At 42.1% G+C, this 24315-nt stretch carries 23 protein-coding genes; all 23 read right to left on the minus strand.

What is annotated here, in order from left to right; genetic code table 11:
- Window positions 1–22: 22 nt before the first annotated feature.
- The gene (locus HNR43_RS03850) at window positions 23–247 is read right to left on the minus strand and encodes a YlzJ-like family protein (RefSeq protein ID WP_183241464.1); all 225 of its coding nucleotides are present in this window, start codon (window positions 245–247) and stop codon (window positions 23–25) included.
- Complete coding sequence (locus HNR43_RS03855; RefSeq protein ID WP_183241466.1) at window positions 244–957, minus strand: ClpP family protease; 714 nt, start codon at window positions 955–957, stop codon at window positions 244–246. The genes HNR43_RS03850 and HNR43_RS03855 overlap by 4 nt, the downstream gene beginning before the upstream one ends.
- Window positions 958–1067: 110 nt before the next feature.
- A complete protein-coding gene (locus HNR43_RS03860; protein ID WP_183241468.1) occupies window positions 1068–2729 on the minus strand; it encodes a ribonuclease J in 1662 nt (553 codons plus the stop codon).
- Between the two features lie 102 nt (window positions 2730–2831).
- Entirely contained in the window at window positions 2832–3701 is an 870-nt protein-coding gene (dapA, locus tag HNR43_RS03865) for a 4-hydroxy-tetrahydrodipicolinate synthase (RefSeq protein ID WP_183241478.1), read from the minus strand.
- Between the two features lie 12 nt (window positions 3702–3713).
- A complete protein-coding gene (dapG, locus tag HNR43_RS03870; protein WP_183241480.1) occupies window positions 3714–4940 on the minus strand; it encodes an aspartate kinase in 1227 nt (408 codons plus the stop codon).
- 22 nt (window positions 4941–4962) lie between these two features.
- Window positions 4963–6012 carry an aspartate-semialdehyde dehydrogenase gene (gene asd, locus HNR43_RS03875; protein WP_183241482.1) on the minus strand — a complete coding sequence of 350 codons (1050 nt, stop codon included), beginning with the start codon at window positions 6010–6012 and terminating at the stop codon, window positions 4963–4965.
- A 105-nt stretch (window positions 6013–6117) separates the two neighbouring features.
- Window positions 6118–6711: a dipicolinate synthase subunit B gene (dpaB, locus tag HNR43_RS03880; protein ID WP_183241484.1), complete on the minus strand. Its 594-nt coding sequence runs from the start codon at window positions 6709–6711 to the stop codon at window positions 6118–6120.
- Complete coding sequence (gene dpaA, locus HNR43_RS03885; protein ID WP_246346240.1) at window positions 6708–7610, minus strand: dipicolinic acid synthetase subunit A; 903 nt, start codon at window positions 7608–7610, stop codon at window positions 6708–6710. Before dpaA ends, dpaB begins: the two co-directional genes overlap by 4 nt.
- 114 nt (window positions 7611–7724) lie before the next feature.
- Window positions 7725–7961 (minus strand): YlmC/YmxH family sporulation protein, encoded by a 237-nt coding sequence (locus HNR43_RS03890; protein ID WP_183241488.1) that lies wholly within the window; start codon window positions 7959–7961, stop codon window positions 7725–7727.
- 58 nt (window positions 7962–8019) lie between these two features.
- The gene (locus tag HNR43_RS03895) at window positions 8020–9261 is read right to left on the minus strand and encodes a M16 family metallopeptidase (RefSeq protein ID WP_183241490.1); all 1242 of its coding nucleotides are present in this window, start codon (window positions 9259–9261) and stop codon (window positions 8020–8022) included.
- Entirely contained in the window at window positions 9254–10216 is a 963-nt protein-coding gene (locus HNR43_RS03900) for a polysaccharide deacetylase family protein (RefSeq protein ID WP_183241491.1), read from the minus strand. Before HNR43_RS03900 ends, HNR43_RS03895 begins: the two co-directional genes overlap by 8 nt.
- Before the next feature lie 120 nt (window positions 10217–10336).
- Entirely contained in the window at window positions 10337–12445 is a 2109-nt protein-coding gene (pnp, locus tag HNR43_RS03905) for a polyribonucleotide nucleotidyltransferase (protein WP_183241492.1), read from the minus strand.
- 109 nt (window positions 12446–12554) lie between these two features.
- Window positions 12555–12824, minus strand: a complete 270-nt coding sequence (gene rpsO, locus HNR43_RS03910; RefSeq protein ID WP_004891005.1) for a 30S ribosomal protein S15 — start codon at window positions 12822–12824, stop codon at window positions 12555–12557.
- 82 nt (window positions 12825–12906) lie between these two features.
- Window positions 12907–13878, minus strand: coding sequence for a bifunctional riboflavin kinase/FAD synthetase (ribF, locus tag HNR43_RS03915; protein ID WP_183241493.1), 972 nt, complete (start codon window positions 13876–13878; stop codon window positions 12907–12909).
- Window positions 13879–13887: 9 nt separating this feature from the next.
- The gene (gene truB, locus HNR43_RS03920; protein ID WP_183241494.1) at window positions 13888–14784 is read right to left on the minus strand and encodes a tRNA pseudouridine(55) synthase TruB; all 897 of its coding nucleotides are present in this window, start codon (window positions 14782–14784) and stop codon (window positions 13888–13890) included.
- Between the two features lie 47 nt (window positions 14785–14831).
- Window positions 14832–15191, minus strand: a complete 360-nt coding sequence (rbfA, locus tag HNR43_RS03925; RefSeq protein WP_003394813.1) for a 30S ribosome-binding factor RbfA — start codon at window positions 15189–15191, stop codon at window positions 14832–14834.
- A 14-nt stretch (window positions 15192–15205) separates the two neighbouring features.
- Window positions 15206–15484, minus strand: a complete 279-nt coding sequence (locus tag HNR43_RS03930) for a DUF503 domain-containing protein (RefSeq protein ID WP_032099683.1) — start codon at window positions 15482–15484, stop codon at window positions 15206–15208.
- Entirely contained in the window at window positions 15481–17667 is a 2187-nt protein-coding gene (gene infB, locus HNR43_RS03935; protein ID WP_183241495.1) for a translation initiation factor IF-2, read from the minus strand. The genes HNR43_RS03930 and infB overlap by 4 nt, the downstream gene beginning before the upstream one ends.
- Window positions 17668–17685: 18 nt before the next feature.
- Complete coding sequence (locus tag HNR43_RS03940) at window positions 17686–17985, minus strand: YlxQ family RNA-binding protein (RefSeq protein ID WP_183241496.1); 300 nt, start codon at window positions 17983–17985, stop codon at window positions 17686–17688.
- Entirely contained in the window at window positions 17975–18259 is a 285-nt protein-coding gene (gene rnpM / locus HNR43_RS03945; protein ID WP_009732926.1) for an RNase P modulator RnpM, read from the minus strand. The genes HNR43_RS03940 and rnpM overlap by 11 nt, the downstream gene beginning before the upstream one ends.
- 1 nt (window position 18260) lies before the next feature.
- Window positions 18261–19364, minus strand: coding sequence for a transcription termination factor NusA (nusA, locus tag HNR43_RS03950; protein WP_006322329.1), 1104 nt, complete (start codon window positions 19362–19364; stop codon window positions 18261–18263).
- A 27-nt stretch (window positions 19365–19391) separates the two neighbouring features.
- Window positions 19392–19862, minus strand: a complete 471-nt coding sequence (rimP, locus tag HNR43_RS03955; protein ID WP_183241497.1) for a ribosome maturation factor RimP — start codon at window positions 19860–19862, stop codon at window positions 19392–19394.
- Between the two features lie 148 nt (window positions 19863–20010).
- Window positions 20011–24303, minus strand: coding sequence for a PolC-type DNA polymerase III (locus tag HNR43_RS03960; protein WP_183241498.1), 4293 nt, complete (start codon window positions 24301–24303; stop codon window positions 20011–20013).
- Between the last annotated feature and the right edge of the window lie 12 nt (window positions 24304–24315).

The raw sequence follows: 24315 nt of genomic DNA on the forward strand, positions 1-24315 counted from the left end.
GAAGCGTGGCTGCTTGTTCTTATTATACCATAAATTGTAGTGATGTCGCATGAAGTTTTGTGCCCGGTTCATACGTCAAATAATGTTTTGGATCGCTACTTAGTACACGCACAATTTCATACTCATTCGTTTCTGTCTGTTGCACAAGCAACGTCACTCCGTTATATTGAACGGTGCGGTGTTTTCTATACTCCGTTTCGTTCGTTTGAAAAACTAAAAACTCTGGAACGATTGTATGTAAAATCATTGTAACATTGCCCCTTTTTGATTAGATCGGTCAATGAGTTCTCGTAATTTATACATCGCTTGTGACAATCCTCCGACTTCATCAATTAAACCGTATTTCACGGCATCTGTTCCTACCACATTCGTTCCGATATCACGCGTTAAATTGCCTTTAGAAAACATGAGTTCTTTAAATTTTTCTTCACTAATGTTTGAATGTTTCACAACAAAATTGACGACGCGCTCTTGCATTTTATCTAAGTACTCAAACGTTTGTGGCACGCCAATGACAAGACCTGTGAGGCGAATCGGGTGAATTGTCATCGTTGCCGTTTCTGCGATAAATGAGTAGTCGCAAGACACAGCAATTGGCACACCAATCGAATGACCTCCACCGAGCACAATCGAAACAGTTGGTTTGGACATCGAGGCCAACATTTCTGCAATAGCTAACCCTGCTTCGACATCACCGCCTACTGTATTTAATACGACAAGCAATCCTTCAATATTAGGGTTTTGCTCAATTGCCACAATTTGTGGAATAATATGTTCGTACTTTGTCGTTTTATTTTGCGGCGGTAACTGAATGTGCCCTTCAATTTGTCCAACGATTGTTAAACAATGAATCGTTGAATCAGAAGAAAATTGCGGAACATTCGTTTGACCGAGCTGAACAATATTTTCTGCTGGAGACGGCTTCGTTTCCTCTTGAGATATATCTCGTTCTTCCATAACAATCCCCTTTCTGTTGCGTCATGTCGTTAGTATACGTGAACATCGACATGTTCATACAAAAAACACCTGCGACACGCAGGTGTTTTCTTGACTTTGAGCATGTTGTTTTATACTTCCATAATAATTGGTAAAATCATCGGTTTTCGTTTTGTTTTTTCAAATAAATATTGGCTAAGAGCATCACGAATGTTTGTTTTTAATGAAGACCATTCAATGACGTAATCTTCCATACTCTTTTCTACAATCTCTTTTACAATTTTTACCGACTCCCCAAACAGCGTTTCGGATTCGCGCACATATACGAAACCGCGTGAAATCATTTCCGGACCAGCAACGATACGCTTATCTTGTTTACTTAACGTCACAACAACGATCATTATTCCATCTTGTGAAAGTAAACGGCGATCGCGCAACACAATATTCCCTACATCACCTACGCCCAATCCGTCAATTAAAATTTGACCACTTGGCACTTTGCCACCAAAACGGGCGTGACCATTACGAAATTCGATTACTTCTCCTTTTTCAATCAAAAAGATCGCATCTTGACGAATGCCGACAGCTTGGGCGATTTTTCCATGCGCTTTTTGCATACGAAATTCCCCGTGTACCGGGATAAAATATTTTGGCTTCATAAAATTTAACATTAACTTTAATTCTTCCTGATATCCGTGCCCAGACACATGAACTTGGCGTTGTCCATATACAACATTTGCTCCTGCACGATATAATGCATCAATCGTTCGAGCAATAAATAGTTCATGACCTGGCATTGGGGAAGAAGCAACGATGACCGTGTCTCCTTCCTTAATGTTGATATATTTATGCGCCTGTTTCGCCATGCGCGCTAGTGCTGCCATCGGTTCTCCTTGATTGCCTGTCGTTAAAATGACTAAGTCGCGATCGTGGTAACGATCCACATCACTCATCGAAATGATCATGCTTTCATCCAATTTTAAATATCCGAGACGCACCGCGATATCGATTACCTTATGCATATGCCGGCTCATAATAACAACTTTTCGCCGATGATCACGAGCAGCGTGCAACACTTGTTGAATGCGCGTAATATTTGATGCAAAACAAGCAACGATCACACGACCTTGCGCATTGTAAATGACGTCGGAAATCTCTTGACCAACAACCGCTTCAGAACCTGTATATCCCGGTTTTTCTGCGTTTGTGCTATCTGATAATAAACAAAGCACGCCTTGAGCCCCAATTTGTGCCATTTTACCAAAATCGGTGCGACATATACCAACAGGTGTTTGATCAAATTTAAAATCGCTCGTATATACAATGGCGCCTTGCGATGTTTGAATACTTACCCCAAGACAATCCGGAATGCTATGATTCGTTTGGAAAAATGATATGATAGCTTTGTCAAATACGATCTCGCTGTCAGCATGTATTTCGATGCGCTTCGCTTTCGATGTAATCCCTTGCTCTTTTAATTTTTCTTCCATGAGCGCAAGCGTCAATTTTGCCCCATACACAGGTACAGTAATTTTTCGCAACACGTACGCAATGGCGCCAATATGATCATCATGACCGTGCGTTAAGAAAATGCCACGAATACGTTCTTGTTGTTCAACTAAGTACGAAATATCAGGGATGACCATATCAATACCGAACATTTCGTCCTCTGGAAACATAAGACCTGCATCGAGAACGAAAATGTCTTCGTCCACCTCGACGACATACATATTTTTTCCTACCTCTCCAACGCCGCCGAGGGCAAACACACGAATTTTCTCTGCTTGTTTCATCTTAAATCCTCCTACAATCAACCAAACTCACCCGCTCAAAGTCACTTACATCCATTATAACTGATTCAACAATAAAAAAGAAAGGGATGAATTCCCTTTCTTTTAACCTTGTAACACATGCATCAGTTGCAAACGTTCTGATTCAGTAAGTGGCACAAGTGGAAGTCGAACAGAGCCAACATCTAACCCCTTCAACTGTAAAGCCGTTTTTACTGGGACAGGGCTTGGCGCAGCAAATAATGCTTTCATGATCGGTAATAACTGTTGATGCATCGTTGCCGCTTTTTTATTGTCTCCACGCATGAAAGCGTCCATCATTTCTTTCATTTCATTGCCGATAATATGCGAAGCAACGGAAACGACACCGCTTCCCCCAATCGCTAACACCGGAAGCGTCAAGCCATCATCGCCGCTATATAACATGAAATCATCGCGTGTTTTTGCAATAATTTCCGTCATCGCATCTAAATTGCCACTTGCATCTTTGACGGCTACAATGTTCGGAATTTCGGAAAGACGAACGATCGTTTCAACGGAAATATTGACAACTGCTCGCCCCGGAATGTTATACACCATGACAGGCAACGATGTGTTTTCAGCAATCGCTTTGTAATGCTGATAAATGCCTTCTTGATTTGGCTTATTGTAATAAGGTGCAACGACCATAACGGCATCGACACCGATTTCTTCTGCCTTTTTCGTTAGTTCAATCGATGCACGCGTATTGTTGCTTCCTGTTCCTGCAATGACAGGTACGCGCCCGTTAACAACTTCGACAACATGGCGAAAAAGCGCCAATTTTTCTTCTGTCGTTAACGTCGGTGATTCCCCTGTTGTTCCAGCAACAACAAGTGAATCCGTACCGTTTTCAATTAAATAGTTAATTAATTGCGTTGTTTTCGCAAAATCGATATTCCCTTTATTGTCAAATGGGGTGACCATCGCTGTGGCAATTTGACCAAATTGAACCACAATTTTTCACTCCTAACTAAAGTATTGTTTCTGTTCGGCAAGCTGAAATGCATCGTGTAATGCATTCACCGCTTCTTTTAAATGCTCTTCCTTCACCAGTACCCAAATAGTCGTATGGCTATCAGCTGATTGTAAAATTTGAATGCCACGTTCGGATAACGCGGTAACAATTTTCGCTGTTACCCCCGGGACACCAGCGATGCCTGCCCCAACAGTCGATACTTTCGCGCAACCGCGTGTGACAGTTGGCTCATAGCCAAGCTTTTGCAACGTCGCAATGGCGCGATCTGCCACATCGCTCGATACGGTATATACGACCCCGTTCGGTGAAATGTTAATGAAGTCGACACTGATTCCTTCGTTTGCCATTGCTTTAAATACTTCCGCTTGTAAATCGTAATGTCCCTCTTTCGCTGGCACTTTAATTTGCGTAATGTTTGAAACGTGCGCAATTCCTGTCACTAATCGCTCTTTCACATCGCTTCCTTTTTTTCCAATCGATGTGACAAGCGTCCCTGGGGCATCAGAATACGTCGAACGAATGCGCAGAGGCACTTTCGCTTGCATCGCAATTTCGACCGCACGTGGATGAATGACTTTCGCCCCTTGATATGCCATATTGCAAATTTCCGTATATGTCACGACATCAAGTGGTCGTGCATTTTCTACGATACGTGGGTCTGCTGTCATCACACCTTCAACGTCGGTAAAAATGTCAATCCATTCCGCACCTAGTGCAGCGCCGAGTGCGGCTGCTGACGTGTCGCTCCCACCGCGTCCGATCGTTGTTACATCTCCGTTTTCGGCAGCACCTTGAAAACCTGCGACAACGACAACATCATGCTCTCTCAGCGCACGCAACAACCGCTCACAACGCATATCGATAATTTTCGCATTCGTATGATCATTGTTCGTACGAAAGCCTGCTTGCGCTCCGGTAAAGGCTGTGGCTTTGACACCATGTTTGTTTAACATGTTTGTGAAAACGACGCTTGAAATAATTTCCCCACACGCCATCAATAAATCTTTTTCACGGTTTGTCACATATGCATTGGCTCCGTCAATGAGGCTAAGAAGCGTATCCGTTGCATACGGATCTCCTTTTCGCCCCATCGCCGAAACGACGACAACAACTTTATATCCGTCTTCCAACGCTTTTTCAATATGTTTACGCGCTAAATTTCGGCCGTGTTCATCACGAACAGACGTACCGCCAAACTTTTGAACGATAATTTTCAACGTCAACACCTCGATGCTGATTTTACGCTTTCACAAGCCCTAATTTTAAAAGACTTTCGGCAATTTGAACAGAGTTCCATGCTGCTCCTTTTAACAAGTTATCAGAAACGATCCATAAATGGAACCCTGTATCGCGATGTAAATCTTTGCGAATGCGACCAACGAATACGTCATTTTGTCCTGTTGCATACAACGGCATTGGATAAAGTTGTTCGCTTGGATCGTCTTGCAAGACAACACCCGGGGCTTCTTTTAGGAGCGACTGGATTTGCTCGACCGATACTCCTTCTTTTTCTACTTCAATGTAAACGGATTCCGAATGCCCTACCATCACCGGAATGCGTACACACGTTGCTGCTACTTCCAATTCCGGCATATGCATAATTTTTTTCGTTTCATTAATCATTTTCATTTCTTCAAATGTAAACCCGTTATCTTGAAATTTATCAATTTGTGGAATGGCGTTAAATGCAATCGGATAATGTTTGCGATCCGATTTTACCGGTAAAATTTCCGGTGTCACTTCTTCTCCATTTAACATATGCGCGGTTTGCGTTTTTAACTCTTCTACCGCTTGTGCTCCTGCTCCTGACACTGCTTGATACGTCGAGACGATCACACGTTTTAGTCCAAATGCTTGGCGAATCGGTTCGAGCGCAACAACCATTTGAATCGTTGAGCAGTTTGGGTTAGCAATAATTCCATTATGCCAATGTAAATCTGCTTCATTCACTTCAGGAACGACAAGTGGGACGTTTTCATCCATACGAAATGCACTCGTATTATCAACAACAATTGCTCCACGTTTCACCGCTTCAGGAGCAAGTTGCTTCGATACCGCTCCTCCTGCACTAAATAATGCGATATGCACTCCTTCAAAGCTTTCTGGCTTTGCTGCTTGCACTTCAATTTCTTCACCTTTAAACATGACTTTTTTTCCAGCTGAACGCTCCGATGAAAGTAAAGACAATTTAGCAATTGGGAAATTTCTTTTTTCTAACGTTTGAATCATTTGCTGTCCGACAGCTCCAGTCGCGCCAACGACGGCGACATGTAATCCTTTTTGCTCCATCTCTTCTTCTCCTTCCAACTGATAGACAATTTTAATATCATTTATTTTAGCACATTCATTCATAAAGGAGAGACGTTTTTTATAAATTTTCTTGCAACTGTTTATTTATGAGCGACGATGTTCAACGATGACCGGCTGAATTTGTCGACCTTCTAGCGCGGCTTCTACTGTATCGAGCAATAAAGGCATATGAGCCACCATCGAATTTGGCTTTTTAAATGGATCATCTTGCCCAAATGGAATGAAGTAAATATTTTTTGTCGCCATCAATCGCATTAAATTCACTCCATTTAAACCGAGCGCGTCATTTGTCGAAATGCCGACAACAACCGGACGATGATTGCGCATTGTTGCTTTTGCTGCCATTAATACCGGGGAATCTGTCATTGCGTTGGCTAATTTGCTCATCGAATTACCGGTTAATGGTGCAATGACCATACAATCAAGCGGTAATTTCGGTCCTAATGGCTCTGCTTTTACAATTGTATCAATGACTTGATGACCTGTCATCTCTTCAAGCTTTTTCACCCATTCTTCCCCTTTGCCAAATCGGGTATTTGTCGATTGTACGGTATATGAAACGATCGGAATGACGTCTGCCCCTTTAGCAATTAATTTTTCAATTTCTGGCATCACCGCATCATATGTGCAATGTGATCCGGTTAAGCCGAAGCCAATGCGCTTTCCTTGTACGTTCATCTTTTATTCTCCTTTCTTTTTTTCAAATCTGCTGAAAGAAGTTGTGCTAATACGTTCGCGACAATTTGCCCCGCTGTTTTCGGAGCGACAATACCAGGGAGCCCTGGAGCTAATAACGCTTGAATACCGCGTTTTTCCGCATATCGAAAATCTGTTCCGCCCGGTTTTGATGCTAAATCGATAATGAGCGTATGAGCAGGCATTTTCGCAATGACGCTTGCGGTTACAATGGGATGTGGGATCGTATTAATACAAACGTCAATATCTTTCACGTGTTGTTCTAAATCGTTTAAATGAAACGGTTCAAGCGCCATCTCTGCAATGCGCGCTAAATGTTCGGAGCGGCGGGCCCCCACTTTTACTTTCGCTCCTAAAGCCGCAAACGTTCGAGCAACGGTCATACCTACGCGGCCTAACCCTAAAACAGCAACGCGTGACCCATGAATTGTCACATCTGTATGTTGAATGACCATCATGACCGTTCCTTCTGCCGTAGGAATCGAGTTATAAATAGCGACATCATCGCGTTCGAATAGTTGAACATGTTTTCGTCCGACCGACTTAACGACACGGTCTAAATAGTCATTGGTAATCCCTGAGTAAACGGTACAATGCGTCGGGGTTTGACGGAGTAATTCTTCTGTAAACGTCATTTTTTCGTTTGAAAATACCGTTTGAATTTCACCGTCCATGCTCGTTCCGTGAACAGGTAAAATAATAGCATCCACTTCGTGAAAATCGACTTCGTGAATTTTCATTTTCGTTACCCCAGCAAAGCCATGGTCTAATTGATCGAAGCCAACAAGTGACAGTTTTGCGTCAAGTTCCATCAATTTCCGAATGACTTCAAGCTGCCGAGCGTCCCCACCGATGATCGTAACGTGCATTCCTGTCAGCATGAGTTCATTCACCCTCTTATACATCTAGTTTTTTGCCCATCGTTACTTTCACATCTTATGATGTCGGTTATAAAACGGTGAGCGGAAAATAAAAAAAGACACCCCTTTAGGTGTCTAGTCATCGACATCAATTAAAATCATATCAGAGCCGATCCTTTTTACACGGCTCCACGGTACGCGTATATCTGTCCCATCTTTTCGAAAGCCGAACCATTTCGTTGTCGGAATTAAAAGCGCTTGAATTTGACCTGTTCGTTCATTGATTTCTAAATCTGTTTGTCCTAAAATACCGAGCCGCTCTGCTCGCTTCATATCGACAATTTCTTTTCCGCTTAGTTCACTTAATCGCATACGTCGTCCCCCTTTCTTTATCATTGTAGAAAAAAAGCATAAAAAAATGCCTGCAAGTTTATTGTTGCAGGCTTTTTGGCAATGTCCCTTCCGGACTGATGAGGGCAACGGAAAAGTCGTCTGTAAAAATCGTGTGCGCCATGCGGTCAACGCTTTCCTTTGTCACGCGATCAATGCTTTCAATGATTTCATCGAGCGAGCGATGACGGCCGAGCAACAGCTCATTTTTTCCATTTCGGCTCATACGACTATTTGTACTTTCTAAACTTAACATTAAGTTCCCTTTCATTTGCTCTTTGCTATTTTCTAGCTCTTTTTCAGTAATTCCATCTTGTTTTAGTTGTTCAATCGTTTGTTGAATCGTATCGAACAAAAGATCAAGCTGATGGCTTCCTGTCCCTCCATAAATCGTTATCATTCCTCCGTCGCGATATGCGGAATGGTAAGAGAAAACAGAATAAGCTAATCCGCGTTGCTCACGCACTTCTTGGAAAAGACGACTACTCATACTTCCGCCTAAAATGTTGTTTAAAATAATTAAACTATAAATATCTTCATGCCCAATTGACAACCCATTAAATCCAATACATACGTGCGCTTGCTCCGTCTCTTTTTTGCGCGCGATTTTATGCGGACAAAACGTTGGTGCGATATGCGCATCGTTACCTTTTTGTCTCGTAAACGAGCCGAAATAAGCTTCGACTTGTTGAATAAATGACTCATCGACATTCCCTGCAATGGAGATCACAACGCGATCAGGCGTATACGATTCATACATATATTGCCGTAACGTATCCCCTGTAAACGTCGCTAACGTTTGCTCCGTTCCTAAAATCGGATAACCGAGCGGATGATTTCCATAACTTGCCTTGCTTAATAGATCATGGACGAGATCATCTGGTGTATCTTCATACATTTTAATTTCTTCGAATACGACATTTTTTTCTTTTTGTAACTCTTCATCTACAAACGTAGAGTGGAAAAACATATCGGCTAGTATATCTAAAGCAAATGACGCATGTGTATCTAATACTTTAGCATAGTAGCACGTATATTCTTTTGACGTAAACGCATTTACTTGACCGCCGATGCGATCAAACGATTCCGCGATATCACGTGCTGAACGCGTTTTCGTTCCTTTGAAAAACATATGTTCAAGAAAATGCGAAATGCCATTGTTTTGTTCGTTTTCATTGCGCGATCCGGTGCCAATCCAAATCCCGATCGCCACAGACCGAACTGTTGGAATATGCTCGAGTACAACTCTTACCCCGTTTTGACACGTATATGTTTTAATCAATTCCCTTCCTCCTAATTTTTACAATTCTTTCCTCACTTAATAATGTGGACACATTGTCGATTACATATTCTTGTTTTTGTAATGATTGAATTAACGGCTCTAACGCCTTTGCCGTTGATACAGTCGGATGCATTAAAATCATCGCCCCGTTGTGTACTTTTGATGTTACTCGTTCCACTATAACAGAAGGCGATGGTTTTTGCCAATCAATTGTATCGACCGTCCATAAAATCGTGTACATCCCAAGCTCATGAGCGATATATACGACATCATCTCGATAGCTACCGCTTGGCGGAGCGAATAGCCGAGGTTTAATACCTGTTGCTGCTTCAATCGCATCGTTCGTTTTGACGATTTGTTCCCGAATCGCTCGTTTACTCATCGTTTTCATATCTGGATGGTTGTATGAATGATTGCCAATTTCATGACCGGCATCGGCAATCATTTTTGCCAGTTGTGGATTTTCTTTTACCCAACGCCCTTCTAAAAAAAACGTTGCACGTACGTTGTATTTTTCAAGAATATGTAACATGCTTGGGATATGTTCGCTTCCCCAGGCGACGTTAATTAGAAAAGAGACCATCGGTTTATCTGGATGCCCCCGATAAATAGGTGATGGAGGTAAATCAGACAAATGAATAGACGGCGATACTTGTTTATATACGAGCTGTTGTTCAGAAAATGTTCCATTTTGTTTCATCTGCTTATATGATGCCTCAATATCCACTTCTAATCCGTTGTAGCCAGGGATTGCTTTCCATACACGATCGACTTTCGCATTTTGCGCAGGAATGTTATATTGTTTTGCTTGCTCGATAACTTGAATATATAACGGATCACCTTGTTTTGCTACCGTCATATGCCGTAACTCATGGATATACGTTGTCGTCCACGGATTTTGTACAATTATGGCCGCCACACATATGATAATCGTTAAAAAAAACGCTCGTCGCACGCTTCGTCCCCTCCTTTTCTAATAAAGAGGGTATGAGTAAGAGGGACAAGGTAGAACGAGCACGAAAAAATTTTACACACAGCAAAGAAGCCAAGGGGATGCGAACCCAAGGCTCCGGTTTTATTGCTCGGCTTCTTTTTGATCGCGTAATACAGCCTTGCGTGATAAGTTTACGCGACCTTGTTTATCAATTTCTGTTACCTTTACTAAAATTTCATCGCCGATAGAAACGACATCTTCTACTTTTCCGACACGTTCCTCCGCTAATTCCGAAATGTGCACGAGACCGTCTTTTCCGCTAAACAATTCGACAAACGCTCCGAATTTTTCAATCCGCTTGACTTTTCCTAAATATACTTGTCCAACTTCCACTTCACGAACGATATCTTCTATGATCTTTTTCGCTTTTTTGTTCATGTCTTCATTTACTGATGAGATGAAAATAGTTCCATCTTGTTCAATATCAATTTTCACGCCAGTTTCTTCAATAATTTTGTTAATTTGTTTTCCGCTTGGACCGATAACGTCACGGATTTTATCCGGATTAATTTGCATCGTTAAAATTTTTGGTGCATATGGTGACAACTCTTTACGTGGTTCGCTAATCGTTTGCATCATATGTTTTAAAATTTCGAGGCGACCTTTGCGCGCTTGTTGCAACGCTTCTTCTAAAATTTCACGCGACAATCCTTTAATTTTAATATCCATTTGCAAGGCGGTAACTCCTTTTTCTGTACCAGCCACTTTAAAGTCCATGTCACCAAGGTGGTCTTCCATGCCTTGAATGTCCGTTAAAATCGTATAATGTTCGCCACTTTTCACAAGTCCCATCGCAATACCAGCAACCGGCGCTTTAATTGGCACTCCCGCATCCATCATCGCAAGCGTGCTCGCACAAATGCTCGCTTGAGACGTTGAACCGTTTGACTCTAACACTTCAGATACAAGGCGAATTGTATATGGAAACTCTTTTTCAGACGGAATGACCGGTTCAAGCGCACGCTCACCAAGCGCTCCATGCCCAATTTCCCGACGACCTGGTCCACGCATTGCTCCCGTTTCTCCAACGGAAAATGGCGGGAAGTTGTAATGATGCATAAACCTTTTCGTTTCTTCAATGCCGAGCCCATCTAAAATTTGTACATCGCCAAGTGCTCCGAGCGTACATACGCTAAGCGCTTGCGTTTGGCCGCGTGTAAATAAGCCGGATCCATGCGTGCGTGGTAAAAGTCCAACAGCTGACGAAAGCGGGCGAATTTCATCGACTTTTCGTCCGTCTGGGCGTACTTTTTCTTCTGTAATTAAGCGACGCACTTCTTCTTTCACAAGTTTATATAAAATTTCTTTTACTTGCTTGATCGTTTCTTCGTCTGCTTCTTGCTCTTCATATGAAGCGACAACTTCCGCTTTTAATTGTTCAATCGCTGCTTCACGGGCCAATTTTTCAGGCACTTGAACTGCACGTTTCACTTCGCCTTCGACACGAGCGCGAATATCTGCTTCGAGCTGAGGGTCGAGTTCATAAAGGATCACTTCCATTTTTTCTTTGCCTACTTTTGCCGCGATGTCTTCTTGGAAGGCGATGAGACGCTTAATCTCTTCATGTCCAAACATGATTGCTTCAAGCATGACTTCCTCTGGTACTTCGTTTGCTCCGGCTTCAACCATGTTGATCGCATCTTTTGTCCCTGCAACAACAAGATGCATATCGCTCTGTTCCATTTGTGCAACAGATGGGTTAATGACAAACTCCCCGTTGACGCGACCAACTGTCACTCCAGCGATCGGTCCTTCAAATGGGATATCAGAAATCGTTAACGCTAACGAAGAACCAAACATGGCTGCCATTTCTGGTGAGCAGTCTTGATCAACGCTCATCACCATGCTGACAACTTGCACTTCGTTACGAAATCCTTCTGCAAATAGCGGACGAATCGGGCGGTCGATGAGACGGCTCGCTAAAATCGCTTTTTCGCTCGGACGCCCTTCTCGTTTAATAAATCCCCCCGGAATTTTACCGACAGCGTATAAACGTTCTTCATAATTAACCGTTAACGGAAAAAAATCCACGCTTTTTGGTTCTTTTGATGCTGTCGCTGTGCTCAATACGACCGTATCACCGTAGCGAACTAATACAGCGCCGTTTGCTTGTTTGGCTAATTCGCCAATTTCAACGGTTAACGGCCGACCCGCCCAGTCGATCGAAAACACATGTTTTTCTTGTTCCATATAAACCGAGTACCCCTCTCTATGTACAAATGAAAAATCGTATTTGTTTTAGTATAATCAAATATCGGTGCAAATACTAATAAAAAGCGGGAATGCTCCCGCTTTTTACTTATCGGCGTAATCCGAGTTTGTTAATCAATTCACGATAACGGTTGATGTCTTTGTTTCGTAAGTACGTAAGTAAGTTACGACGACGACCAACCATTTTCAAAAGACCACGACGAGAATGATGGTCTTTACGATGAACGCGTAAATGATCGTTCAAGTTGTTAATTTGCTCTGTAAGGATAGCAACTTGTACTTCAGGAGAACCTGTGTCAGTTTCGTGAATTTTGAACTGGTTGATGATCTCGTTTTTACGCTCTTGTGTTAATGCCATCCTTGTTCACCTCCTCTTTTTTCAGCCCCAATTACCGAGCAAACGGCGGTGACTCGTATTGCCCAGCAATGGTTAACATACACTAAATAGAATACATGTTTTTCCGATAAAATGCAAGGGGATTTTGAAAATATTCGCGTGCCGCTTCAACATCGCGATGAATTTGTTCGATCAGTTCGTGTACAGAAGAAAACGCCCGTTCGTCACGCAATCGTTTATGCCATTGGATTGATACGCTCACACCGTAAATATCTGCTGAAAAATCGAATAAATGCACTTCAATCGTTGGCTCTTTCGGCTGTTCCGTATGAAATGTCGGCTTATATCCAACATTACATACTCCCGTCCACATTTGATCGTCGATCGTGACCGTTACCGCATACACCCCGATACGCGGAATGATGTAATCATCATCAAGCGTAACATTTGCCGTTGGAAATCCGATTGTACGCCCGCGTTTATCCCCATGGACCACTGTGCCTGTCACTTCATATAATCGCCCAAGCAAATGTGGCAGTTGCTCCACATCCCCTTTAGCTAAACATTGACGAATATATGTCGAACTAATTTTCTCTTCACCAAACATTTGTTTTGGAATGACCGTTTGCGTAAATTGTTCACGGGAATGAAACGGCAATGTTTCCATCGTTCCTTTCCCCAAACGACCGTACGTAAAGTCAAAGCCAGCTACCACATGTTTGACACCAAGCCCAATAATATATTCGTCAACAAATTGTTGCGGTAATAAATGGGCAAATTCAGGCGTAAATTGAACGATGTATAAATAATCTACCCCAAGTTTTGCAATTTGTTTTTCTTTTTCTTTTAAAGGTGTAATAAAACGGACATGTTGTTGTGAGCGTCCAAGCACGACAGACGGATGCGGATGAAACGTCATGACCGCGCTTTTGTATTGATGATCATCGGCAATTCGCTTCGCCGTCTGAATAACTTTTTGATGTCCAAGATGAACACCGTCAAAATACCCGAGTGCCATGACGAGCGGATCATCGTTTTTTTGATTTAACGGATGGGACAGCCAAATCGTTTTCATCGTTTTCACCTACAATATTTTTAAAGGTTTCATATAACTTTGCTTTGTTGGATGAGGCATGTAAATCGCTAACGCTTCACCTTGTCTGTTTATCATCAATAGACGTGCAGGCATAGAAGGGAGAGCAGGTAAAACCGACCCGTTTTTTACTTTTTTCTCTTCCTCATCGCTCAGTACGTATGTCGGCAAATGGGCTAACGCTCGTTCAATCGGCAAAAGCAACGTATGCGCTGTACCATTTTCTATATGTTGTTCAATGTCAGCAAACGTCACACATCGATCGAGCGTAAACGATCCTGACGCTGTGCGAACGAGATGGGACATGTGTGCTGGATATCCAAGTTGTTCGCCTATTTGAACGGCAAGCGTACGCACATATGTCCCTTTACTACACGTTACTCGAAAACGAAACGATATACGCTCACCTACAAATACTTGTCTGTTATCGAGAAGTTGTAACTCGTAAATATAGACGTTCCTTTTCGGCCGTTCGACGTCAATCCCTGCCCGTGCGTACTCATATAATTTTTTTCCATTTACTTTTACTGCAGAATACATCGGTGGGATTTGCTCGATTTCTCCCGTCAGTTTATCCAATACACGTTCAATTTCATGACGGGCGATTGGCCGCTCCACCGATTTTATTGAAACAACATCACCCGATGCATCTTCTGTTGTTGTTGCTATCCCCAGCGTCACTTCCCCTTCATACGTTTTTTTTTCTGACGTTAACAGTTCAACAATTTTCGTCGCTTTGCCAATGCAAATCGGCAATACACCACATACATCGGGATCGAGCGTTCCTGTATGGCCAACTTTTTTCGTTTGGAATAGCTTACGAACACGCATGACACAATCGTGTGACGTCATGCCAGCAGGTTTATGTAACAATAACACTCCGTCCATCACTTCACCTCTAAAATAGCGGAAATGGATAGACCCATGTCTATCCATTATTCTTCTTTATGTTCTTTTTCTTCAGAAATTTGTTTAATTAAACTTTCAATTCGTTGTCCGTAATCGATTGTTTCATCAATTTCAAAGTAAATTTCCGGCGTCTTGCGTAAACGAATACGCTGACCAATTTCTGAACGGATAAATCCGGTCGCTTTTGCTAATCCTTTGAGCGTATTTTTCTTTTGTTCTTCATCTCCAAGAACAGAAATATACACTTTTGCTTGTTGCAAATCGCCCGTTACTCGAACATCCGTTACAGTAACGAAACCGATACGTGGGTCCTTCAGTTTGCGTCCGATAATGTCACTTAATTCTTTTTTCATTTGTTCGCCTACACGTGTGGCTCGCAAACTCATCATCATCACCTCGATTAAAACCACTCAAATGTTGTAACCGTTCGCTCGATTTCTGGAAACGAATCGATCAATTGCAACGCACGTTGAAGTTCTTGTTCCGTTGCTGTTCGCTCGGCTGTAATAGCTACAATTCCAAGCTTCGTTCGTTGCCATACGTTTTGATAATCTACTTCGGCTACGGATATATTATATTTTTGTTTGAGCCGTGTGACAATGCGTTGCAACACGGCTCGCTTTTGTTTCAATGATTGGACGTCGTAAATGATACATTCACATTCGACGTACCCGATCATTTTCGTGCCACTTCTTGCATGACGTATGCTTCAATAACGTCGCCTTCTTTAATATCATTAAAGTTTTTAATCGTTATACCGCACTCGTATCCTTGTGCTACCTCTTTTACATCGTCTTTGTAACGTTTTAACGTATCGATTTGTCCTTCATAAACAACGATGCCTTGACGAATGAGGCGAACGCTACTATCGCGCGTAATTTTTCCATCTGTTACATAGCATCCTGCAATCGTGCCGACTTTCGATACTTTAAACGTTTGACGAACTTCTGCTTGACCGATCACTTTTTCTTCGTACTCTGGATCAAGCATACCTTTCATCGCTGCTTCAATTTCTTCGATGACTTTGTAAATGATACGATGGAGACGAATGTCTACTTTTTCTGTTTCTGCTACGCGTTTAGCATTCGCATCCGGACGAACGTTAAAGCCGATGACAATCGCATTCGATGCAGACGCAAGCATAATGTCGTACTCTGTTACAGCGCCAACACCAGAGTGAATGATTTTAACGCGTACACCTTCTACTTCAATTTTTTGCAATGCCGCAACAAGCGCCTCAACAGAACCTTGAACATCAGCTTTGACGATAATGTTTAATTCTTTCATTTCGCCTTGTTTAATTTTTTCAAACAAGTCATCTAGGCTCACGCGCGCTTTGACGCTTCGTTGTTGCACAATTTGTTTTTGAGCACGTGCTTCGCCAATTTGACGCGCTTTTTTCTCATCTTCAAATACCATAAAACGATCGCCTGCTTGCGGTACTTCGTTTAATCCTGTAATTTCGACAGGCGTCGATGGACCTGCTTCTTTCACGCGACGACCGAGATCGTTTGTCATCGCCCGCACACGGCCATACGTATAGCCGACAACAATCGGGTCACCGACACGCAACGTACCGGATTGAACGAGAAGGGTGGCAACTGGTCCACGGCCTTTATCTAATTTTGCTTCAATGACCGTTCCTGTCGCACGGCGGTTTGGATTTGCTTTTAATTCTTCCATTTCGCTAACAAGCAAAATCATTTCAAGTAAGTTATCAATTCCTTCTCCTGTTAACGCTGATAATTTACAATAAATTGTATCTCCGCCCCATTCTTCTGGAACGAGCTCATATTCCATCAACTCTTGCATAACACGATCCGGGTTTGCTGTCGGCTTGTCGATTTTATTGACTGCGACGATAATTGGAACTTTTGCCGCTTTCGCATGGTTAATTGCTTCAACAGTTTGTGGCATAACACCATCATCCGCCGCAACAACAAGAATGACGATATCTGTCACTTGTGCACCGCGTGCACGCATCGTTGTGAACGCTTCGTGACCCGGTGTATCTAAAAACGTAATTTTTTTGCCGTTAACAACGACTTGATACGCACCGATATGTTGTGTAATACCGCCTGCCTCTTGTTCTGTTACTTTCGTATGACGAATTGAGTCAAGCAACGTTGTTTTTCCGTGGTCAACGTGACCCATGATCGTGACGACAGGTGGACGCTCGACTAAATCTTCTGGGTTATCAACAATTTCAATCGTCTCAAATTCTGTTTCGTCAACGGTTACTTTTTCTTCGACTTCTACACCGTAATCTGAGCAAATGAGCTCGATCGCATCTTTGTCTAAATCTTTGTTAATCGTTGCAATAATGCCGAGCATAAATAGCTTTTTAATAATTTCAGAAGGTTCTTTACCTAGTTTTTTCGCTAGTTCAGCAACCGTTAATGAACCTTCAAATGTAATTTTTTTCGGAAGCTCTTTTTCCTTTTTCTTTTGCACTTCTTGTTGTTGTGGAGCTTGCTGAGGTTTTTGTTTCTTATTTTTTTTGTTATTAAAAATTTTCTTTTCTTTTTGTTGAATTTGCAAGTCGTGTTTTTTCCCTTCGCGATTTTTTACTACTGCTTTTTTAATTGGCACTTTCGTTTGAATGACTTCATCTTCATCTTCTTCAAACTGTTCTAAAACAGGCTTTTTCACTGGTGTCTTCTTTTCTTCTTTTTTCGCTTCTTGTTTTTGTTCTTGGTTTTGCTCGTTTTTAAATGAACGATCTAATTGCTCAACAACATCTGCTTCAATCATCGTCATATGGTTTGACACATCGATGTTCATTTCTTTTAGTTTATGGATTACGTCTTTACTTGACACATTATGTTTTTTGGCATACTCATATACACGCATTTTTGACATACATTCACCCCCAAAATGTTAGAGCATCGTTTTCAGCTTTTGTGCGAATCCTTCATCCGTAATCGCTACAACAACACGTGCTCCTTTTCCAATCGCCCCACCTAATTCGTGACGACTGTCCACGTAACAAAGCGGAACGCGATAAAACGAGCATTTATCGGAAATTTTTTTTCTCGTGTTTTCTGACGCATCTTCCGATAAAATGACAAGCTTCGCGCGTTTACGCTGAATTTCTTTTACAACAAGCTCTTCTCCCGAAATGACTTTACGCGCCCGATTCGCTAGTCCGAGAAAAGAAACCCATGGTTTATGATTCATTTGTTTCTCCGTTCTCCTTCTCAGCGAGCTGCAATAACTGTTCGTAAATGGAATCGTCAATGGTTGCTTTTAAATGATGCGCAAGCGTATTTTTCTTTTTGGCAAGTAAAATACATTCTTTACTTAGCGTGATGTACGCACCACGTCCCGCTTTTTTTCCCGTCGGATCAATTGACACATCGCCTTCTTTCGAACGAACGATGCGAATAAGTTCTTTCTTTGGTTTCATTTCCCCTGTAACAACACATTTGCGCATCGGGATTTTTTTCGGCATATTATTCCACCTCACTAATCTCCTCTTCGTCAACTTGGAACGATGATGAAGAACGAGGGTAAATACCTAGTTGCTCCGCTTCTGATTGACTTTTAATATCAATTTTCCAATTCGTTAACTTCGCCGCTAACCGAGCATTTTGACCACGTTTTCCAATAGCAAGCGATAGTTGATAATCCGGTACAATGACCGTCGTCGCTTTTTCTTCTTCGTTAACGATGACGTCAAGCACTTTAGATGGACTTAGCGCATTGGCTACAAATTCAACCGGGTCTGCAGACCAACGTACAATATCGATTTTTTCGCCTTTTAACTCATTTACAATCGCTTGTACTCGTTGTCCCTTTGGTCCAACGCATGCACCAACCGGATCAACTTCTGGGTTATCCGAATGAACAGAAATTTTTGAGCGATCTCCTGCTTCGCGTGCAACCGATTTAATTTCTACCGTACCGTCATAAATTTCTGGTACTTCTAATTCAAACAATCGCTTTAATAGTCCTGGATGCGTGCGCGATACGTAAATTTGTGGACCTTTTGTCGTTTTTTCTACTTTTGTAATGTACACTTTGATGCGATCATGTGGTTTATATGTCTCATTCGGCATTTGTTCGCTCACCGGAAGCAACGCCTCAATTTTACCGAGACTGACGTAAATAAATTTCGAATCCGTTCGCTGAACAATACCTGTCATAATATCTTCTTCACGATCAACAAATTCAGCGTAAATGACGCCACGTTCTGCCTCGCGGACGCGTTGCGTGACAACTTGCTTCGCTGTTTGGGCAGCGATGCGTCCGAAATTTTTCGGTGTCACTTCAATTTCAACAACGTCTCCTACTTGATAGTTCGGGTTGATTCGCTTCGCTTCGTCAAGTGAAATTTCTAAACGTGAATCATACACTTCATCTACGACTTCTTTACGAGCAAATACGCGAATCGTTCCCGTTTCTTGATTAAAGTCAACACGAACGTTTTGCGCTTGATTAAAATTGCGCTTATAAGCGGACACAATCGCCGCCTCTATCGCTTCAATTAACACTTCTTTACTAATGCCTTTATCGCGCTCAAGCGCCGTTAAAGCATCTAACAACTCTGTATTCATGAACCGGTCGTCCCCCTTTAATGTGAATTAAGAAAAAATGACAGCTAGCCGTGCACTAGCTACTTTTTCATATGGAATCGTGATCGTTTTTTTCTTTGTTTTCACTTTTACTTCTACCGTCACGGTTTGCCCATCAAATGCAGTTAACAATCCTTCAAACTCTTTTTGACCGTCAATTGGTTCATACGTTTTGACATAAACGTTTTTTCCGACGGCGCGTTCGAAGTCCTTCGCCTTTTTAAGCGGACGCTCTGCCCCTGGTGACGATACTTCTAAAAAGTAATTGTGCGGTATAGGATCAATTTCATCGAGTTTTTCACTTAACCGTTCGCTTACGACACCGCATTGATCGATATCAACACCCGTTGGTGAATCAATAAAAATACGCAAAAACCAATTTTTACCTTCTTTCACATATTCAATATCGACAAGTTCTAATCCCAGATGTGTGACAATCGGGGTGACGAGCTCCTCGACGATGTGTGTGACTTTTTTCATATTGGTCCTCCTAACTGCAAGAAAATCCCTTGCAACGGCAAGGAATCTCAAATCAATACGAAAGAGTGGGTCTCCCCACTCTTTGTGTGCATTATCTTTACCATTTCCACTAGAACTATAACATATTGGCAAAAAAATTGCAACTCATTCAAAATAGCGACAATTGATTGTGGTCGGGGAGCGACTGTAAACATCCCCGGCTTTCAAGATATTCTAAAATCGTTTTCGACACTTTGCCGCGTTGTTGTAAATCTTCTTTCGATAAAAACTCACCTTCCTCACGAGCACGTACAATGCTATGCGCTACGTTCGTCCCAAGTCCCGGAATCGCATTGAACGGTGGAATAAGTGAATTGCCGTCAATAATAAACTCCGTTGCTTGTGAACGGTACAAATCGATATTTTTAAACGAAAAGCCTCGTTCGCACATTTCTAATGCGATTTCAAGTACGGTTAACAAGTTTTTCTCTTTCGCTGACGCATCAAGCCCTTTTGCTTGAATTTCCTCAATACGTCGACGAATCGCCGCAGATCCTTGAATCATGGCGTCTAAATCAAAGTCTTCTGCACGTACGGTAAAATACGATGCGTAATAAAGAAGCGGATGATGTACTTTAAAGTACGCAATGCGTACCGCCATGAGAACGTATGCCGCCGCATGCGCTTTCGGGAACATGTACTTAATTTTTTTACATGATTCGATATACCATTCTGGTACATTGTGTTTACGCATTTCTTCTTCAAATTCTGGCGTTAATCCTTTTCCTTTACGAACCGATTCCATAATTTTAAATGCTAATGACGGTTCTAAGCCGCGGTAAATTAAATACACCATAATGTCGTCGCGACATCCAATTACTTCTGATAGCGTACATGTACCGCTTTGAATAAGCTCTTGCGCGTTGCCAAGCCAAACGTCTGTCCCGTGCGATAAGCCCGAAATTTGCACAAGCTCTGAAAACGTTTTTGGTTTTGTTTCTTCCAACATTTGACGAACAAAGCGCGTGCCGAACTCTGGGATACCGAGCGTTCCTGTGTTACACATAATTTGTTCAGGCGTCACCCCGAGCGATTCTGTACTACTAAAAATTTTCATCACTTCCGGATCATCTGTTGGAATCGTCTTCGGATCAATTCCACTTAAATCTTGTAACATTCGAATGACTGTCGGATCATCGTGTCCAAGAATGTCTAACTTCAATAAATTATCGTGAATGGAATGGAAGTCAAAGTGCGTCGTCCGCCATTCTGCTTCTGTATCGTCGGCAGGATATTGAATCGGTGTAAAGTCATAAATGTCCATGTAATCTGGAACGACGATAATACCTCCTGGATGTTGCCCTGTCGTTCGTTTCACTCCCGTACATCCAGCTGCTAAACGATCTATTTCCGCCGCGCGTACATGAAGATTTTTATCGTTTATATATCCTTTCACAAATCCGTACGCTGTTTTGTCAGCAACGGTACCAATCGTTCCAGCACGATATACGTTATCTTCACCGAATAGCACTTTCGTATAGTTGTGGGCTCGCGGTTGATACTCGCCCGAAAAGTTTAAGTCAATATCTGGAACTTTATCACCTTTAAACCCTAGAAACGTCTCAAACGGAATATCGTGACCATCTTTATTGTACCGCGTACCACATTTTGGACAGTCTTTATCTGGTAAATCAAATCCCGAGCCGACCGAACCATCGTCGAAAAACTCAGAATGTTTACAGTTCGGACAAACGTAATGCGGTGGGAGCGGATTCACCTCTGTAATCTCGGTCATCGTCGCAACAAAGGATGAGCCAACTGAACCACGCGAACCAACAAGGTAACCATCATCAAGCGATTTTTTTACGAGTTTATGAGAGATTAAATAAATGACCGCAAAGCCATGGCCAATAATGCTTTTCAATTCTTTTTCTAGCCGTTTTTCAACGATGTCTGGAAGTGGGTCACCATAAATGCTCTTCGCTCGTTCGTAACTCATCCGACGAATTTCTTCGTCCGCTCCTTCAATTCTCGGTGTGTACAACTCATCTTTAATCGGTTTCACGTCTCCAATGAGATCGGCAATTTTTCTCGTATTTGTGACAACAATTTCTTTTGCTTTTTGTTCACCGAGAAACGAAAATGCTTCTAACATTTCGTTTGTTGTACGAAAATGAACATTTGGGAGTTCATGACGATTTAACGGATTGCCACCAGATTGTGAGTGAATTAAAATTTTGCGATAAATTTTATCCTCTTGGTTCATGTAATGCACATTTCCTGTTGCGACAACCGGAATGCCAAGCCGTTCGCCAAGCTGCACAATGTTTGTAATAATTTCTTTTAGTGCCTCTTCGTCGCGTACATATTCCATTTCAATAAGCGGAGCGTATACTTCTGGCGGATGCACTTCCAGGAAATCATAAAACGGGGCAATTGCCTCTGCTTCTTCGATTCCTTTTTGCATCATCGCTTCAAATAGTTCACCTTTATCGCACCCTGATCCGACTAAAATACCTTCGCGATGTTGTTGTAACACAGAACGTGGAATGCGTGGAACGCGATAAAAATAGTTCACATGTGAAAACGATACGAGTTTAAATAAATTTTTTAACCCTACTTCATTTTGTACAAGCAACGTCGCATGGAACGGTCGGGATCGTTGAAACGCTCCTTGTTCTTTCGATGCTTCGTTTAACTGATCAAGATATCGTATTCCTTTTTCATCAAGTTCTTTTAACAAATGAATAAGCAAATACCCTGTCGCTTCTGCATCATAAATAGCACGATGGTGTTGAGTTAATTCAATATTAAATTTTTTACAAAGCGTATTTAAGCGATGGTTTTTTAGCTCAGGATATAAATAGCGGGCAAGCTCTAGTGTATCGATCACCGGATTTGTCACTTTGCCGCGATTGATTTTTTTAAATCCTGCATTTAAAAAACCAATGTCAAACGTCGCATTATGAGCAACGAGCACGCAATCATCGATCCAATCGTAAAACTTTTCTAACACCTCTTCGACGTCTGGTGCGTCTTTTAACATATCATCTGTAATCTTCGTTAGTTCAATTGTCGTCGCTGAAAGCGGATGATGCGGGTTAGCAAACGATTCAAAACGGTCGATAATTTCCCCGTTCTTCACTTTTACGGCTGCTAACTCAATAATGGTGTCATATACAGCGGAAAGCCCTGTCGTCTCCACGTCAAATACGACAAACGTATCGTCCATGAGACGGCGATGCGCTTCATTATAAGCAATCGGTACCCCATCATCGACAATATTTGCTTCTAGTCCATATAAAATTTTCACACCGTATTTTTTTCCTGCACTATACGCTTCCGGAAACGACTGAACGACGGCATGATCCGTAACGGCAATCGCTTCATGTCCCCATTTTTTTGCTTGTTCAACGAGCGCTGTAATTGAAGCGACCGCATCCATTTGACTCATTTGTGTATGAACGTGCAATTCCACACGCTTTTCTTCGGCTTTATCTTGACGCTCGTTTGGTTTCACTTCGTTTAGGTCATTCGCAATAAGCACAAGATCGCGAACGAATGTGTCGTTTTGTACGCTGCCGCGCACTTTCACCCACATACCTTTTTTTACACGTTGCATTAATTCCGCATCTTCTTTATCGCGTGAAAACATTTTTACAAGAATAGAGTTTGTATAATCTGTCATTTTTAACGTCAATAACGTTCGTCCGCTTTTTAGCTCTTTTGCTTCAGCATCAAAGACGTATCCTTGCACAACGACACGACGCTCTTCTTCTACAATTTGATCGAGCGAGCGAATATGTTCCTCATCTTTAATTTGATAGCCGATGACAAGCGGACCGCTTTCTTCGCTTACGTTAGATGGTTCTTGTTTCGGCATCGCTTCGATAAACGCAGCTAGCGCTCGCTCCTCATCCTCTTTTTGTTTTTGTGCTAAAAATTGTTCAAACTGTTGTTCATCGTGTTTCACGTCCGCTTCCAATTGTAAATGTGGGAAGCCAAACGAAGCGTACGTCTCAGCAAATATTTCCGCAAATCGCTTTTTTAACGCAATCGCTTCTGCTTCATTGCGCGCTTGTACAGTGACTTTCGTTCCTTTTACTTTCGGTTGCTGTTGTGTAAGTAGTGAAAGAAGAGGCGAGCTTTGTTGAATCGTCTCCACAAACATCGGCCAATACGATATGACGTCTTCAGCGGTAAACGTTTGATCTTCCGCTTCAATCGTGCATTGCACATGAGCGATGTGACGAAACTGTTCGATTAGTCGTTTACGAAATTCGACATATACATTCGCTCGTAAAATCGCTGGAAATTGAAAATAAAAATGCCAACATTTTGTTCGTTTGTCGACAACTACTTTGTTAATTTGTCCATTTGCTAAGTCGTTCGCTATATCCGAAGAAGCGAGTTGTAGTTGTTGCAACAAAATAGAAAACCTTTCTTTTTGTTCTTCTCTCATCGTTGTTCGTTA

It is taken from the genome of Anoxybacillus mongoliensis, assembly GCF_014201515.1.
Lineage (GTDB): Bacteria > Bacillota > Bacilli > Bacillales > Anoxybacillaceae > Anoxybacillus > Anoxybacillus mongoliensis.

Coding starts and splice junctions, on each gene's coding strand:
- ribF (WP_183241493.1), bottom strand. CDS start 13,878: ATGAAAACGATTTGGCTGTCCCATCCGTTAAATCAAAAAAACGATGAT.
- rnpM (WP_009732926.1), bottom strand. CDS start 18,259: ATGCCGAAAAAAATCCCGATGCGCAAATGTGTTGTTACAGGGGAAATG.
- HNR43_RS03930 (WP_032099683.1), bottom strand. CDS start 15,484: ATGATCGGGTACGTCGAATGTGAATGTATCATTTACGACGTCCAATCA.
- dpaB (WP_183241484.1), bottom strand. CDS start 6,711: ATGAACGTACAAGGAAAGCGCATTGGCTTCGGCTTAACCGGATCACAT.
- nusA (WP_006322329.1), bottom strand. CDS start 19,364: ATGAATACAGAGTTGTTAGATGCTTTAACGGCGCTTGAGCGCGATAAA.
- asd (WP_183241482.1), bottom strand. CDS start 6,012: ATGGAGCAAAAAGGATTACATGTCGCCGTCGTTGGCGCGACTGGAGCT.
- rbfA (WP_003394813.1), bottom strand. CDS start 15,191: ATGAGTTTGCGAGCCACACGTGTAGGCGAACAAATGAAAAAAGAATTA.
- HNR43_RS03940 (WP_183241496.1), bottom strand. CDS start 17,985: ATGAATCATAAACCATGGGTTTCTTTTCTCGGACTAGCGAATCGGGCG.
- infB (WP_183241495.1), bottom strand. CDS start 17,667: ATGTCAAAAATGCGTGTATATGAGTATGCCAAAAAACATAATGTGTCA.
- HNR43_RS03890 (WP_183241488.1), bottom strand. CDS start 7,961: ATGCGATTAAGTGAACTAAGCGGAAAAGAAATTGTCGATATGAAGCGA.
- HNR43_RS03855 (WP_183241466.1), bottom strand. CDS start 957: ATGGAAGAACGAGATATATCTCAAGAGGAAACGAAGCCGTCTCCAGCA.
- rpsO (WP_004891005.1), bottom strand. CDS start 12,824: ATGGCATTAACACAAGAGCGTAAAAACGAGATCATCAACCAGTTCAAA.
- rimP (WP_183241497.1), bottom strand. CDS start 19,862: ATGAAAAAAGTCACACACATCGTCGAGGAGCTCGTCACCCCGATTGTC.
- HNR43_RS03850 (WP_183241464.1), bottom strand. CDS start 247: ATGATTTTACATACAATCGTTCCAGAGTTTTTAGTTTTTCAAACGAAC.
- truB (WP_183241494.1), bottom strand. CDS start 14,784: ATGGACGGAGTGTTATTGTTACATAAACCTGCTGGCATGACGTCACAC.
- dpaA (WP_246346240.1), bottom strand. CDS start 7,610: ATGCTGACAGGAATGCACGTTACGATCATCGGTGGGGACGCTCGGCAG.
- HNR43_RS03960 (WP_183241498.1), bottom strand. CDS start 24,303: ATGAGAGAAGAACAAAAAGAAAGGTTTTCTATTTTGTTGCAACAACTA.
- pnp (WP_183241492.1), bottom strand. CDS start 12,445: ATGGAACAAGAAAAACATGTGTTTTCGATCGACTGGGCGGGTCGGCCG.
- HNR43_RS03860 (WP_183241468.1), bottom strand. CDS start 2,729: ATGAAACAAGCAGAGAAAATTCGTGTGTTTGCCCTCGGCGGCGTTGGA.